Annotated in this window: 15 protein-coding genes; 3 read left to right on the top strand and 12 right to left on the bottom strand. The window is 51.6% G+C overall.

The window, feature by feature from the left end; translation table 11 throughout:
- Nucleotides 1–627: 627 nt before the first annotated feature.
- The 6 genes from AC2UZI_RS00005 to AC2UZI_RS00030 form a co-directional block, all read right to left on the bottom strand.
- Nucleotides 628–1,362 (bottom strand): SDR family oxidoreductase, encoded by a 735-nt coding sequence (locus tag AC2UZI_RS00005; RefSeq protein WP_486941780.1) that lies wholly within the window; start codon nt 1,360–1,362, stop codon nt 628–630.
- Nucleotides 1,363–1,539: 177 nt separating this feature from the next.
- The gene (locus AC2UZI_RS00010; RefSeq protein ID WP_486941781.1) at nt 1,540–2,544 is read right to left on the bottom strand and encodes a TRAP transporter substrate-binding protein; all 1,005 of its coding nucleotides are present in this window, start codon (nt 2,542–2,544) and stop codon (nt 1,540–1,542) included.
- 70 nt (nt 2,545–2,614) lie between these two features.
- The gene (locus AC2UZI_RS00015; protein ID WP_486941782.1) at nt 2,615–3,892 is read right to left on the bottom strand and encodes a TRAP transporter large permease subunit; all 1,278 of its coding nucleotides are present in this window, start codon (nt 3,890–3,892) and stop codon (nt 2,615–2,617) included.
- A 6-nt stretch (nt 3,893–3,898) separates the two neighbouring features.
- Nucleotides 3,899–4,420, bottom strand: coding sequence for a TRAP transporter small permease (locus AC2UZI_RS00020; RefSeq protein WP_486941783.1), 522 nt, complete (start codon nt 4,418–4,420; stop codon nt 3,899–3,901).
- A gap of 80 nt (nt 4,421–4,500) precedes the next feature.
- A complete protein-coding gene (locus AC2UZI_RS00025; RefSeq protein WP_486941784.1) occupies nt 4,501–5,238 on the bottom strand; it encodes a FadR/GntR family transcriptional regulator in 738 nt (245 codons plus the stop codon).
- Nucleotides 5,239–5,295: 57 nt separating this feature from the next.
- A complete protein-coding gene (locus tag AC2UZI_RS00030) occupies nt 5,296–6,738 on the bottom strand; it encodes an FAD-binding oxidoreductase (protein WP_486941785.1) in 1,443 nt (480 codons plus the stop codon).
- A 211-nt stretch (nt 6,739–6,949) separates the two neighbouring features.
- On the opposite strand from AC2UZI_RS00030, the gene AC2UZI_RS00035 reads away from it, so the two are divergent.
- On the top strand, nt 6,950–8,734 hold the full coding sequence (locus AC2UZI_RS00035; RefSeq protein WP_486941786.1) for an IlvD/Edd family dehydratase: 1,785 nt from the start codon (nt 6,950–6,952) through the stop codon (nt 8,732–8,734).
- Nucleotides 8,735–8,793: 59 nt separating this feature from the next.
- On the opposite strand, the gene AC2UZI_RS00040 is transcribed toward AC2UZI_RS00035, so the two are convergent.
- Nucleotides 8,794–9,501 (bottom strand): class I SAM-dependent methyltransferase, encoded by a 708-nt coding sequence (locus AC2UZI_RS00040; RefSeq protein ID WP_486941787.1) that lies wholly within the window; start codon nt 9,499–9,501, stop codon nt 8,794–8,796.
- A gap of 66 nt (nt 9,502–9,567) precedes the next feature.
- Nucleotides 9,568–10,530 carry a 2-hydroxyacid dehydrogenase gene (locus AC2UZI_RS00045; protein ID WP_486941788.1) on the bottom strand — a complete coding sequence of 321 codons (963 nt, stop codon included), beginning with the start codon at nt 10,528–10,530 and terminating at the stop codon, nt 9,568–9,570.
- Between the two features lie 170 nt (nt 10,531–10,700).
- Between AC2UZI_RS00045 and AC2UZI_RS00050 the strand changes: the two genes are divergently transcribed.
- Both AC2UZI_RS00050 and AC2UZI_RS00055 read left to right on the top strand, forming a co-directional pair.
- Nucleotides 10,701–11,393: a dienelactone hydrolase family protein gene (locus tag AC2UZI_RS00050; RefSeq protein WP_486941789.1), complete on the top strand. Its 693-nt coding sequence runs from the start codon at nt 10,701–10,703 to the stop codon at nt 11,391–11,393.
- Between the two features lie 19 nt (nt 11,394–11,412).
- A complete protein-coding gene (locus tag AC2UZI_RS00055) occupies nt 11,413–12,006 on the top strand; it encodes a nucleotidyltransferase family protein (RefSeq protein WP_486941790.1) in 594 nt (197 codons plus the stop codon).
- A 42-nt stretch (nt 12,007–12,048) separates the two neighbouring features.
- Here the strand turns inward: AC2UZI_RS00055 and AC2UZI_RS00060 are convergent, their stop codons facing one another.
- The 4 genes from AC2UZI_RS00060 to AC2UZI_RS00075 are packed head-to-tail and all read right to left on the bottom strand — an operon-like array spanning nt 12,049 to nt 15,329.
- Nucleotides 12,049–13,269, bottom strand: coding sequence for an MFS transporter (locus tag AC2UZI_RS00060; protein WP_486941791.1), 1,221 nt, complete (start codon nt 13,267–13,269; stop codon nt 12,049–12,051).
- 1 nt (nt 13,270) lies between these two features.
- Nucleotides 13,271–13,726, bottom strand: a complete 456-nt coding sequence (locus AC2UZI_RS00065; RefSeq protein WP_486941792.1) for a MaoC family dehydratase — start codon at nt 13,724–13,726, stop codon at nt 13,271–13,273.
- Nucleotides 13,723–14,898 (bottom strand): thiolase family protein, encoded by a 1,176-nt coding sequence (locus AC2UZI_RS00070; protein WP_486941793.1) that lies wholly within the window; start codon nt 14,896–14,898, stop codon nt 13,723–13,725. Before AC2UZI_RS00070 ends, AC2UZI_RS00065 begins: the two co-directional genes overlap by 4 nt.
- Nucleotides 14,898–15,329: a Zn-ribbon domain-containing OB-fold protein gene (locus tag AC2UZI_RS00075; protein WP_486941794.1), complete on the bottom strand. Its 432-nt coding sequence runs from the start codon at nt 15,327–15,329 to the stop codon at nt 14,898–14,900. Before AC2UZI_RS00075 ends, AC2UZI_RS00070 begins: the two co-directional genes overlap by 1 nt.

Consider the following 15,329-nt stretch of genomic DNA (forward strand, 5'->3'; position numbering starts at 1 on the left):
CTTGTCAAGCGGTGTTTTACGTCGTAAAACCCAATTGAGCCGCTACTGCTCAAACCTCTCGTAAACCAAAACCTGCTACCCCTGCACACCCACTAAACTGCCTGATGCGCTGAGAAGCAAAACGTTTAGGTTTACGTCCCTGCTTGGTACTACCTACCACCTGCCTTGTTCTGGCTAGCGACATAAGCGCTGCTGGAAAAGCCAAGCCTTGAACTATAGCACCGCATTTCAATCTGTGTCAACTGTTTTTTAAGGTAACAAAAACAAGAGAATGACTGCAATGCCCTTGATTCACACGCCTTGTTTGAGAACTGCCCTGAGGGCTACGTTGAAACAAATCGGAGAATAAAGGTGCTGCGTGAACTTAGGGTTAACCCTGTGTTGGTGCAGCAGAGAAAGAGAACTATAGCACCCCAATTTAACCCTTGGCAAGGGGAAATGATGATTTTTAGCGTAAATAAATCGCCCTTTTACGCCTCCGCCCATTAAGCCATTGATTTAACGGATGAATTTATTTTAACCAAGTGAAAAACAGTTTGTGGACTTTGCATGGGGGTATCTGAACAGGCTGCAGCAACGGGTATAAAACAACCTAAAGACAGAAGCTGCAGCCATTATTCTGGTGTATTAGGTGAGCCATCCACCGTCAATCACATTCACACTACCTGTAGTGTAGGTGGCTTGGGCTAGATAAAGGACTAGGTCGGCAATTTCATCGGCCGTGCCTAAACGCTTCATGGGTTGCCGGCCTACGAACTCTGTCATGGCTTTGTCGTAGTCTCCGGTAGCGGTTAGGCGTGCATCTAAGGATGGGCTTTGTACCGTTCCCGGGCAAATAGCGTTGCAACGTATGCCTTGGGTAACGTAGTCGGCGGCTATGGATTTGGTTAACCCGATAACGGCCGCTTTAGATACCCCGTACGAACAGCGATTAATCACGCCTTTTAATGAGCCTACGACTGACGCCACGTTAATGATGCTGCCGCCCCCCTGTGCCAGCATAATGGGAAGCACGGCCTGCGTGGTACGCACCATCGATTTCACGTTCAAATCAAAGGCCAAATCAAAATCGGCTTCGGTGGCTTCAAGTACGGTGCCACTTTGCACGTAACCCGCACAATTAAAAAGTACGTCGATATTGCCCAGACGGTTAACCACCTCTTTTACCGCTTGGGTGTCGCGCACATCCATGACGGCGGTGTGCACCTTATGTTCAGAGGCAAGTACAGCGAGAGCGGCTTCATCAATATCAGTGGCATGCACCACGGCGCCCGCTTTGGCGAAGGCTGCGGCCGTTGCGTAGCCTATGCCATGGGCTGCTGCTGTAATCAGAACTACCTTACCGCGAAGATCTTCACTCATTATTCATCCTATGTCGCCTAGCGTAGAGCGCAGATGAGCACGTAAGTCGTGTCATACGCTGGCTCTTTCTATTCAGAGTTAGCACATACTGCATAGCGTTGCGTTGTAAGCGATATCCATGGACTACCTACTGAAGCCCATGGATGCGCTTATGTCTAAAAAGGAATACGCCTGAACTTAGCTGCGGATTCCATCTAGCTGCTCTTGCACCTTATCGACCACATCAACGCCGATAACCTCTTTATGCTTATCGTAAATAGGCTGAGATTTTTCTCTCATGCGTTGTTGTTCTTCGGGTGCTAACTCATTGACCAGCACACCAGCATCGGTGATGGTTTTGACGGAATCAGCCGTTAACGATCGAATGGATTGACGTTGCGCGTCACGACCTACGATGGCGCACTCTTGCAAAGCTGCCTTTTCTTGATCTGAATACGTATCGAAGATGCGTTTGGAATACAGCACTAAGAAAGGGGTGTAGGCATGGTTAGTGACCGACACGTATTTCTGCACTTCATAGAACTTTGAGGCATCGATGGTAACGAAGGGGTTTTCTTGTGCGTCGATCGCTCCCGTTTCCAGTGCAGAGAAAATTTCACCGAAGGCCATGGGGGTGGGATTCGCGCCCAGGTTATTAAAGGTGTCTAAGAAAATATTATTCTGCATCACGCGGATCTTGATGCCGTTAAAGTCTTCCCACTTCTCTATCGGGCGCTTAGAGTTGGTTAATTGTCTAAAGCCGTTTTCCCAGTAGGCTAAATTAACCAGACCATGCTCTGCCAGTCGTTCATTAATGGCATCGCCCGAAGCGCCATCTACCACCTGATCCGCCTCTTGCTCGTTAGCGAACAAAAACGGTAAATCAAAGACGCCTAAGGCAGGAACTAAACCCACTAAGGGAGACGACGACGTAATCACCGCTTCTTGTGTACCTGAGCGCAGGGCCTGAGTGGCTTGAATATCGCTACCCAACGATTCGCTCCAGTAGGCGGTGATTTTCATTTTCCCGTCGGATTTTTCGTCCAGACACGTGTTGAAGGCTTTTACGCCATCGCCCACGGGGTGATCAGCCGTCAAACCGTTAGAAAGCCGAATGTTTCGATTCTTAAACTCGGCGCTTGCTGGCATGGCCAGCGTTAAGCCTAATGATGCGGCAATACATGTCATTACGAACTTGTTCATTTGTCACCTCTTAATATGTTTTACGTGTTGACCCTATTTAGGACCATGATTTTTCAAACAGTGCCGAATCTTAATACAGCCACCTCATGGGTACGGTAATAAGCTCGGGCACCGCTACAAACAACATCAGCAACACAAAATACGCCAGCAAGAAGGGAGCAACCCCGACGACGACCTGCCCAAGTGGGACTCTGGCCACCCCACTTGCTACGTTAAGCACCACGCCCACCGGCGGTGTTAATAGGCTGATACATGTGTTCATCACAAACATCACGCCAAAATAGACGGGATCAATTTCAGCCATTTTTACTACCGGCATCAGCACGGGTGTCAGAATCAAAATGGTTGGCGTCAGGTCAAGTGCGGTACCGATCACGAAGATCAACACCATCATGACCAGCATCAACAATTTCGGGCTATCAATTAAAGGCTCAAGAAGACTGCCCAGCTCGGCTGGAATGTTGGCAGCAGTAATAAGCCATGCCGAAGCCAGCGCCGCCGCAACCAAGAACATCACCACGGATGTGGTTTGTGCCGCTCGTAACACCACACCGTACAAATCGGTAAAGCTGAGCTCGCGGTAGATAAACACGCCGACAAACCATGCATACACCACGGCCACGACGGCCGCCTCGGTTGGCGTCACAATGCCGAAGCGAATGCCGCCCAGCACAATGATGGGCATGCCCAAGGCCCACACGGCTTGTAAGGAAGCTTTTAAACGGTAAGAGGCTGACCTTTTAGGAAGAGGCTTAACGGTGGACTTGCGATTAACGAATAACCAAGTGGCAACCAATGTTACGGCCATTAATAGACCCGGGACGATCCCTGCCATAAAAAGACGAGAGATCGAGACATTGGCCGCCACACCAAAAATGATGAAGGCCATAGAAGGAGGAATAACGGGCGCAATGACTCCGCCTGCTGCAATGAGGCCTGCCGAGCGCGGCAAGTTATAGCCCGCGTCGCGCATCATCGGTACGAGAATGGCGGCCAATGCAGCCGTATCGGCAGCGGCAGAGCCCGATAAGCTGGCCATAATCACGGCGGCCAGAATGGCAACAACGCCTAACCCGCCTCGTATATGGCCCACGCACGCTAAGGCGAAATTAATAATACGTTTTGAAAGACCGCCCGAGTTCATCAACTCGCCCGCTAATAAGAAGAAGGGGATGGCCAACAACGTAAAGGTATCAGCGCCCGAAATCATGTTTTGTGCCACGATCTGCGCGTTATACATATCCATATGCAGCATGAGCATGACTGCACAGAAGATCAGCGCAAAGGCCACGGGAACGCCCAGCGCCATGGCACCTAATAATGATCCGATAAAGATAAGCAAGGTCATGGGTGCTTACTCCGCAGCGACGTCATGATATTGACCAACAAACCGGTCGATTTCTTCATCCGTGACACGGCCTAACAACACCATCAGAAATCGCTGAGCGGCTATGATGAACATGCACGTGCCCGTAAACAGTCCTATGCCGTAAACCCACCCTAAGGACAGCCCACTGACGGGAGCATGCATACTGAAGTTCACCTCCAATTGTTGGTAGGTGCCGTAGGCAAAAACAAAAGAGCAGCCCATGATGATCAGATTGCTTAGGGCCATGCAAATTAAGCGATTGCGCTTAGACAGCCTAACCACCAATGTCTCAATTCCCATGTGCGCGTAATGCCTGAAGGTAACAATGGCACCGATAAACGTGACCCAGACAAAAAAGAAACGGGACAACTCTTCGGAAATGTTCCATCCGGTATTGAAGGCATAACGTAGGATGACATTTCCAAATACCATGAACACCATGCTTCCCAGCAATAGCACCAGTATGAAATTAAGAAAGCGGTAGAACCAATCGATTACCAACTGCATGCGTTCTGTCTCCTTCAGCGATGGCTGAGTTATCTTTGGGGCTAAGGGCTCTGTGCGAACCTTATTTTTATGACTGGGTATTACTTACGCGGTTTATATAACGCTTCTTTGTCTTCAACGGGCAGACGCACTCGTTGTGCCCCACCTAAAATATGGAGTTCCATCGTGCGCCTGGCTTCTTGCACGTCACGCTTTGCAATGGCGTCACGAACGGCCACGTGTTCGGCGATGGTCACTTTGACGATTTCTTCTCGTATGGCGTAGACACGCGACGCATTCATGGCATCGCTCATCTTTTCACTGATGAAGCCAATAAAAACGGGGAAGTATTCGTTACCTGTTGCGCTGGCAATGGCGTGATGAAAGTCCAAATCAGCCACCACCCCGTCTTCTGACCATTGATCCGCGTTAATCATGCGGTTTAGTGCCTCGTCAATTTTGGCCATCTCGTCTTCGGTATGCAATAAAGCAGCCAGCCCGGCGGCTTCGACCTCAAGCACATTGCGCAACTGGAAGAGACTTCTAAAACTTTCGGGGTCATCCAAAGACAGCCCTTCAATACGTAGAAACTGACGGCGCTCGGGCTCGGTAATAAATGCGCCGACCCCGCGACGGGTTTCAACCAAACCTTCGTGGCGCAGTTGGGCGATGGCCTCGCGCACCACCGTGCGGCTAACGCCAAAGGTTTCGGCCAGCTCGCTTTCAGTGGGAAGACGATCACCGGGTTTTAAATTTCCGGCCGTGACCTCTTGCTGAATATCTCGGGCGATGGTCTCAGGTAGACTTTTGGCCCGATTGATGGGGGTAAACAGCGACATAATGACTCTTAACTCCTGCGCAATGTGATTTCGATCTGGCAAGTGTGCCTGCTGCCATCAGTTGTCGTCCACCGTGTTGAGCAAACACCCAGGGTTCATGAGGTTCTTAGGATCAAAACCACGTTTTATACGTAACAACATTTCATTATGCAATGGGGAAATGTCTTGCAAAAAAGCACGTCGCTTTAAACGGCCAATACCGTGTTCGGCACTGATACTGCCGTCGTAGCGAGCAACCATCGCGTTGATTAGGTCACTACCACGCACAATTTGAGTAAGGCGTTGTTCGGTGCTGCTTTGTGTTGCGGGCAGGACATTCACGTGCACATTGCCATCACCGATGTGTCCATAACTGAGCACTTCGGCGTCGCTAAACTCACGGCGTAACTCGTGCTCAACGTCGTGGACAAAATTGGCCAGATCTGAAATTGAAACCGATACGTCCGAACGCAAGTGCAACCCACGTCGCGCCTGCCCTTCGTTCATACCCTCTCTAAATGCCCATAAGGATTGAGCTTGCGCGTGCGACTGCGCGATAACCGCATCGTGTAATAGCTCTTGCTCGAGCGCTTGCTCCATCAAGGCGGTAAGCATGCCCTCGACATCCAACAGCGGAGCGCCGGAGAACTCAAGCAGCACATAGTTTTTATGGGGTTGATCGAAGGGAAAAACCAGGGAAGGCAAGGCTTCTTGTGCGAGCTCTAACGCCAAGTGCGGCATGAGCTCAAACGCTGTCATCACATCGCCGCACTGCTGACGTGCGAGCTGATAAATACTAACGGCGTCTGCCACTGAATCAAGGGCTAGCAGTGCCGTAGCAACATGACTGGGTTTAGGCCACAACCGTAGACTGGCGGCTGTCACAATCCCTAATAGGCCTTCCGCCCCAATAAACAACTGATTCAGGTCGATACCTCGGTTGTCTTTACGCAAGGCTTTCAAGTTTTGCCACAGACGCCCATCGGGCATCACCACTTCTAAACCTAATACTTGTTCGCGCATCATGCCGTAACGCAACACATTAATGCCACCGGCGTTGGTGCTAATGTTGCCGCCGATTTGGCAACTCCCCTCGGCACCCAGCGAGACAGGAAAGAGCAGACCCTGAGCCGCCGCTTCGTTTTGTAAGGTTTCCAGCACGCAGCCGGCCTCGACCACGACCGAACTGTTGGCCACATCGATATGACGAATTTTTTTCATGCGCTCAAGGTTGAGCACGATTTTCGGGGTGGCATCCGTGGACAACGCCCCCAACACCAAGCCGGTGTTCCCACCTTGCGGGATGACGGCGATATCCAGTTCATAACAAATAGCGAGCACTGCTTGCACCTCAGCTGTAGCGCTGGGTTTCACCACCGCCAAGGCCGTACCGGTTTCATCACCATGCCAATCGCTTAGATAAGGCTGCATTTGGCTGGGGTCGGACACAACATACGACTCGCCCACGGCTTGAATAAGCCGCTGAAGCCCTGTGTGAACTGGGGTGCCGGTGGGTGTCATCGCGCTATTTACCCTCTAAACAGTAAGTGGTGGAAAAACATTGACCAACGCATTCAAACCAGACATCATATTGTCAGACAACTCAACTATAGAGACAAAACCGCCTAAGGAATAATACGGTTTAACCCTAGTACGAAGGCATTAGACGTGCCGTGCCTATTTCTCAAGAACGAAAAACAAACACTGAATTGTGAAGAGGAATGCTTTATTCATGCATACGTCCACACCCCCTAAAAAGCGCTTACGTTCGCAAGATTGGTTTGATAATAAAGAGCACATCGATTTAGCCGCGTTATACATGGAGCGCTTCATGAACTACGGCTTAACGCCGGAAGAGCTTCGTGCAGGCAAACCCATTATTGGCATTGCGCAAAGCGGCAGTGACCTTACTCCCTGCAATCGGGTACATATTGAGTTAGCCAAACGCGTGCGCGATGGCATTCGTGATGCGGGTGGGATACCCATTGAATTTCCCACGCATCCTATTTTTGAAAACTGTAAGCGCCCCACTGCCTCGCTAGACCGAAATTTAGCCTATCTGGGTTTGGTGGAAATTTTGTACGGTTACCCCATCGACGGGGTGGTCTTAACCACCGGCTGCGATAAAACCACGCCCTCGGCCATCATGGCGGCGGCTACGGTGAATATTCCCGCCATCGTGTTGTCAGGCGGTCCGATGCTAGATGGTTGGCACGACGGCGAACGCGTGGGCTCGGGCACCGTTATTTGGCAATCACGGCGCAAGTTGGCCGCTGGCGAAATCACCGAAGACGAATTTTTAGATGCGGCCTTGTCGTCCGCCCCCTCGGTAGGACATTGCAACACCATGGGCACCGCCTCGACCATGAATGCCTTAGCCGAAGCGTTGGGCTTGTCGTTAACCGGCTGCGCCTCGATCCCTGCTGCCTACCGCGAACGCAGTCAAATTGCCTATCGCACCGGAAAGCGCGCCGTTGAATTAGTGCTAGCCGACCTTAAGCCCTTAGACATTTTGAAGAAACCAGCCTTCATCAATGCCATACGAGTGTGTTCGGCCTTGGGCGGATCGACCAATGCGCAGCCCCACCTCACCGCCATGGCCAAACACGCTGGGGTCACCCTGTCGCCCTCGGATTGGCAAGAATACGGCTACGACGTTCCTTTGCTTGCCAATGTACAACCCGCTGGCAAGTACCTTAGCGAAAACTTCCACCGTGCAGGTGGCGTGCCGGCGGTCATGTGGGAATTACTGCAAAACGGCTTATTAGAGGGTGACTGCTTAAGCGTTAGCGGAAAGACCATCGCCGAGGCACTGGCAGGGCGAGAAAGCAGCGACCGTGATGTGATTAAAGCCTTCGATACGCCATTACGATCGAATGCTGGGTTTAGAGTGTTAAGCGGCAACCTATTTGATTTTGCCATCATGAAAACCAGCGTGATCTCGGCCGAGTTCTCGCAAAAATTCCTGCAACAACCCGGTCAAGAAGGCATTTTTGAAGGGCGAGCCGTGGTATTCGAGGGCTCGGAAGACTATCACCAGCGCATTGACGACCCTGCACTAAACATTGATGAGCAATGCATTTTAGTAATACGCGGCGCTGGCCCTCTAGGCTGGCCAGGTGCTGCCGAAGTGGTGAACATGCAGCCATCCAAAGCGTTACTGCAGCGCGGCATTAACAGCTTGCCCACGCTAGGCGATGGCCGACAATCGGGTACGGCTGACAGCCCCTCTATTTTGCATGCCTCGCCTGAAAGCGCAGCCGGAGGCGGCTTATCGTGGTTGCGTGATGGCGATACGATACGCCTTGATCTTAACGCTGGCACCTGTGACGCACTGGTTGATGAGGTTGAAATTGCCCGACGACGCGGTGAAGCGCCACCGGCTGTGGCCCCCAGCCAAACACCTTGGCAGAAAATCTATAGACAAGAGGTGAATCAACTTTCTGAAGGTGGCGTATTAGAAAGTGCGCTGGAATTTATTGATATTGCCAAGCAGTTACCGCGGCACAATCATTAACGCGACAACGATCAAGGCCTACCCCTATCCTATCGTTAGGTAGTAGGCCTACTTTAACTTTAGCCTCGGGAATAGCTTAGAAAACGTCCTGAATAACGCTCCATGATGCCTAAGCCGTTTTCCATCTGCTCGCTGCTTAACAAACGGTTTTCGGTTTGATTAAAGCCATACTGACGTAAGCTACGGGTGAATGCGCCCGCGTAACCTCGGTTAGGGTCCACCACCCAAACTTCGGCTTTGTAATTCGCATGACTATCAATAAATAAGGCCAATTGTTCTGGGGTTTCGCGCTCGTACAGCACGTCACTAGCCATGATCAGGTCGAAGCGACTTTGTAAGGTCGCAAAGCCTAAGTCTAAGGCAAGCTCGTCTTGGTTGTCTCCCCATTGCGCAAATTTATAGCGCAAAGCCGGCAAGCCATTCAGTTTCAGATTCTTCTTTAGAAAATGCTGTGCCATGGGGTGGCGATCGCTGGCGGTCACGCTCATACCGCGACGATGCGCCACCAAACTGGCTAAGGCCAAACCACAACCGATCTCTAAAATACGTTCGCCTTCGGTGACAGAGCGCAATGATATTTTATTGGCTAAGCGAATACTGGAAGGCCAAAGCAACCCAAACAATGGCCATGAGGCAGAACAAACACCCAATTTTCCCGCTGCCCCATCTGGATCGTAGAACTGCTGGTTATCAATCAAGGTGGTGAGGTAAATATCATCCCCACCGTTAATTTGAACGGTTTGACGCCTCGTTTCGTATCCTGACATAGTGCCCTTTTACGGTATACACCAACAGTAGTGCCTCTATAGTATGGGACATTATGTCTAGTTTAGCTAAGCGTGGTCGTCAAAGTAGGAACGTTGTACGGCTCCGCGTTGATAAAAGCTGCGAATATTGTCCACCACCAATTGGCCCATGGCCTGACGTGTCTCGTGGGTAGCGCTACCGGCGTGCGGGCTAAGCACCACGTTATCCACATCAAGAAAACGCGGATCGATCGTCGGTTCGTTATAAAACACATCCAGCCCCGCCCCCGCGATCACCTTCTGCTCTAAGGCATCAAGCAAATCCGCTTCGTTAATAATGCTGCCCCGTGCAACATTGATCAAATAGCCTGAAGCGCCCAAAGCCGTCAAAACAGTGCGATCTACACTGCCTTGCGTGCTGGATGTCGCCGGCACGATCACCACCAGCACATCGCACCATTGGGCCAGTTTCTGTAGCGTATCCACATGCAAGTAAGGTAAGTCTGCCTTGGGGTGACGCGTGTGATAGGCAATGGGCATTTTAAATGCCGCACAACGGTGGGCAATTTCTTGGCCGATACGGCCCATGCCATACAGTCCCACTCGCTTTGTAGACAGTTGGTGTCGCAACGGTGCAGGTGCCGTGGCCCAGCTGCCATTACGCACAAGACGATCGTTTTCACTAATACGACGGGTGATATCCAACATCAACCCCAGCGTTAAGTCGGCAACACAGTCGTTTAATACATCGGGGGTATAGCCCACCGGAATACGCTTTTCTTTTAGGTACTTTAGATCTAACGCATCTACGCCCACACCAAAACTGCTTACCACCTTTAAATTGGGTAATAGCTGTAACAAGCTGGCCTTGGCTCCCACTGAAGCCGATGTGACCAAACCACTAATACTAGGGCCAAGCTGCTGCAAGGCCTGCTCGGCCTGAGCCATATCTGTGAAATGGTGAAGTTCAACGCTTTCTTGTAAGGCAGAAATCATGCCCGGCGCGGCCTCTGGCCCCAAAAAAACAAGCTGCGGTTTGGCTACGTGCATAAAGTAAAGCTCCAACAATAAGGAATTAGGGTATAGCGTTCGGTGCATGCTAGCTTAATAGATAGACTTGAAGTTAGCGAGCACAACGCCCTCACATTTTTGCTAAGCTACCTACACTGGCATTCATAGACTCGGTGCTTCAGTATTATTAACCGCTTAAAGGAGTTCGAATGAAATCTGTACAGGTTCCCACGTCCGATGGACGTAGTATGAAAGCGTTATTTGTGCCTGCCACCGTACCCAATGCGCCAGGTATCGTGTTAATTCAAGAAATTTTTGGGCTGAACTCGTCCATGCAGACCTTAGCAAAGCAATGGGCAGAAAAAGGCTTTAACGTGATTTGTCCTGACCTGTTTTGGCGCCAAGAACCCAATCTGGAGCTAGACCCCACCAACCAATCGCAATTTGCGCTTGGCGTGGAACTGATGCAAGGCATGAGCGATAACGAAACCGTCGCCGACTTAGAAAGCAGTCGTGCTTACTTAGCCAAACAACTGGGTCATGAAAAAATTGCCGCCGTCGGCTATTGCATGGGCGGACGCTTGGTAGCCTTGATGGCGCAAAGCAGCCCCATCAAATGTGCCGTCAGTTACTACGGTGTCAGCCTTGACGAATTACTGCCTGCCCTTAGTCGCGATGCCGCGCCGACTTTACTGCATATTGCTGAATTAGATAGCTACGTGCCCACCGCCGCACGCGATGAAATCACACAACAAGCCGATCAGCGTGAAGGCTGGGAGCATCATTTGTACGAAGGGTGTGACCACGCCTTTGCTCGCCCCAATGGCACCAACTATGTGGAAACGGCCGCCAACGACGCTAACAAGCGTTCGGTAGGGTTTCTAAATCGTTTTCTGGTCTAAATGCCATTAGGCACGAGCGATGACAGCGATTGTGGGGATTTTGCTGGCGGCCGGCATCGGCCGTCGCTTTGATCAAGAGGGGCAACGTTTTAAGCTAACGCAAGCCCTGACAGACGATGAAACGGTGATCGCGCGCAGTGCGCGTCAACTGCATCATGCCTGCGATCAATTAATTATTGTGCACGGCCCCCGATCGGCCTTAAGCTGGCAAGCCACTGGACACATCGATGCTCTGCACCTTAGTTGTACACAGGCGAATCTGGGTATGGGCGCCAGCTTAAAATCGGCCATCGGTGCGTTGGCCACACCCTCTACAGGCTGGATCGTGGCCTTAGCGGACATGCCCTATATTGATCCCCGCACCTACGACGCCTTGCTTCACACCTTAAACGATGGCTGTCTACTGGCCCGACCACGCTACCAACAACAGCCGGGCCACCCCGTGGCGTTGCACCGTAAACTCAAAGCCGAGCTCTTGGCCTTAGAAGATGAAAACGGCGCTCAAGCGTTATTCAAGCGTTACCGTGAACACACCTGCTGGATAGAAAGCGATGACCCAGGATGCATCATGGACATTGATGTGCCCGACGATCTACGCCCAATCCGAAACTAAACGATGACGCGCCTACGAAACTAGGAGTCACCTTAGATGGCTTTAGATAAGCTTAGATTTGCTTAGACTTAGTTTTGCTTTTTGCTGCATTAGCAGTCGGGTGCGATGCATGGCGTAGGCGCCGATGACGGTACCCAGACTTAACATTAAGAAAGCAGCGCCCCAACCCAAATTTCGGGAAATTGCCGGCACGAGCCAGATCGTCGGCACGGTTAATAAATACCCCAACGCCAGTTGCAAGGTTAGGACTGAGCCCACGTACTCGCCTTGCGCCACCTCGGTAAGCAAGGCAGAAAACTGAGCTGAATCCGCCACAATCGTTAGGCCCCACACCAGTGCTAAGACGAACACCAAAATGGGAAAGGAAATGGCGAAGCCAATCACGGCTGCCATGGCCCCCGACATCACCAATGCCCAAAACGCCGTGCTGCTACGACCAAAGCGATCACTGGTTAAGCCTGCGAACACACAACCTATGCCACCCACCCCGATCACAATAAAGGTCGCGGCCGAGGCGATGATCGCGCTGTTAGCTACGCTGGACTGATCCAGCACAAATTGATAAAAAACCGCGAACCACGCCCACATGGCGTAGAGCTCCCACATGTGTCCTAAATAACCGACGGTTACCCACGACACCGAGGGGTTTCTGAAAGCGCGAATCGCCGCCTTTAAATTGAAAGGATAAGAGGGGTAGGGAAACGGCCCTTCCCGAATAAACAACGCCACGATCAAGCCACCAATCAGGGCAAAGATCGAGGTACACACCACGACGATTTCCCATGCCAAGCCACCCAAAGCATTGATCAGGTGCGGCGTGGCCGTACCTAAGGTAGTGGCTGCGATCACAATGCCCATGGCTACGCCCCGACGCGTGGTAAACCACGTGGCAATTAACTTCATGGCTGGGGGGTAAACAATGGCTAAGAAAAAGCCGGTGAAAAAACGAGCGACAATGACTGGCGCGGCATGGCCTAGCCATAAAATAGACAAATTAATCAGGGCCACTAACACGGCACCGGCAACAATCAGCGTGCGTCCAGAAAAGCGGTCGGCCCAACCTGACATGGCCGAGCACAACGCCCCCGCCACAAAACCGATTTGCACCGAAACCGTTAACCACACCCGCCCACTGTTGCTAAGCCCAAGGTGCTCGGTTAACTGCTGTACCACCGCCGTCGCGGAAAACCAAGTGGTCATGACCAACAAAATGGCACAAGCCATTAAGTTTAAAATTTTCCAACGACGACGATCGGGTGGCATATTAGTCTAGCAATCCTTTAAGCTCCGCCGTGAACGTGGTGGCTTTACCATCTAGGCAGACTTCACCTTTCTGATTGGTGATAACGGTTTTTATCACACAAATCGGTTTATCGGCGCGTACCTCAAGAATTTCCACCGTTGCGGTAACGGTATCTTCTAAATACACCGGTTTAGAAAAATTCCAATCGACGTTTAAGAAAACCGAACCAGGTCCAGGCAATTGTTCAGCCACCACCGCATTAAGCAAACCAGTGGTCACACCGCCCTGCACAATCACTCCACCAAAGCGCGAGGCTTTAGCCAGCTCGGGATTGGTGTGCAAAGGTTGGCGGTCGCCGCTTAAGGCACTAAAAAGCTCGATGTCCGACTGCTGCATTGTTTTCACAGCCTGTGCTTTTTGACCTACCTCGGGCATACCATGCAAGGTTGCGGTCCAACCGTTTACTGCTTCGCTCATGTCATTCTCCTTTCTAATAGGACGGCAAACCCTTGTCCGCCGCCACCGCACATTGCGGCAATACCAAATCGCTTTTCCCTTTGTTTAAGGGCATGGGCTAGGGTCAAAACCAAACGGAAACCGCTGCCACCTAAAGGGTGACCAATGGCGATAGCGCCCCCGTTAACGTTAATTTTTTCTAAAGGGATGGTTAGCTGGCGCGCACTGGCCAACACCACCGAGGCAAAGGCCTCGTTAATTTCAAATAAATCGATCTCGTCAGCACGCAAACCCGCTTTTTTCAGTACTGCCGAAATGGCATCGGCTGGGCGTAAATGCAAACTGGTATCGGGACCAGCGGTTTGGGCGGTCGCAATAATGTGAGCTAAGGGCTCGCGCTCGTGCGTTTTAGCGTACTGCGCCGACGCCACTACCCCAATGGATGCGCCATCACTCATTTGTGACGAGTTGCCCGCCGTTAAGGTACCGTTTTCCGTAAACGCCGGCTTTAAGGCATGTAGGGCATCCAAGGTGCTGTTTTTTCTGACGCCTTCGTCGTGATTCAAGGCGTAAGCCTCGTCATCCACATACACTTCGTGTTTGAAAAAGCCATTTTCTTGGGCGGCCGCCGCACGCTGATGCGACATCAACGCAAAGGCGTCTTGGTCATCACGACTAATACGTAACTGTTCGTTAAGCTCGTCAGAGATCGGCCCCATGCCCGCATCTTGAATACCGCACCACAGGCCATCGTAAAGGGTGGTGTCAATAAAAGGCACGGCTTTCACGCCTTTTACCCCGTCGCGCAGCATCGCCGCATGGCGGCCACGGCTCATCGAGTCACCGCCCCCCACCACATACAACTCGCCTTCTTCGCATTGAATGCGGCGCTTGGCATCGGCCACCGCCGCCATCCCTGCCAAACACACACTGTTTAAAGTAATGGCCGGCACACTAAGACTTAAGCCCCCTTCCACGGCGGCTAAACGCGCTGGGTTTTGGCCCAAGCCCCCCTGTAATACCTGACCTAAGATCACGCCATCACAATGCGCTATTTGGGGGTGACGCAAGGCTAGCGCATTGATTAGCGTGGCATTTAAGGTGCGACTTTCAAGGTGGGACAAGGCCCCTTTAAAACGGCCAAACGGCGTACGCAAGCCATCAAGCAGCACCATTTCATGATTTGAACTCATTACCGCTCCTTCGCCATGGTGGCGTTAATCACAGTAAAAATGGGCAAGCTGAACTGGTTATGCGACTTCCACCCCAGCTCTACCGAGGCTCCTACGGGCACTGCGGCACCCGATGGGTCGGAGACGTTACTTAACATTCTCACGCCCTCGTCCAGGTCAATCAACGCAACGTAATACGGTGACTCGTCATTAAACGACGGGTGACCCGGACGGTGAACCTCAACAATGGATGCCACTGTGCCCCGACCGCTACTTTGGATGTCACGAAGCGACTCGCTCCAGCAATGGGGACAGTGACGACGTGGATAGAAAATGGCTTTTTGGCAATCGTTACATTGCTGTAGCCTAAGAATATGCGCTGACGCCTGCGTCCAAAAGGGTTCGGAAACCGGTGTCACCGTGGGATTCGGTTTTGCTAAAACTGTAGACAT

Source organism: Paenalcaligenes sp. DL 463, from assembly GCF_057475185.1.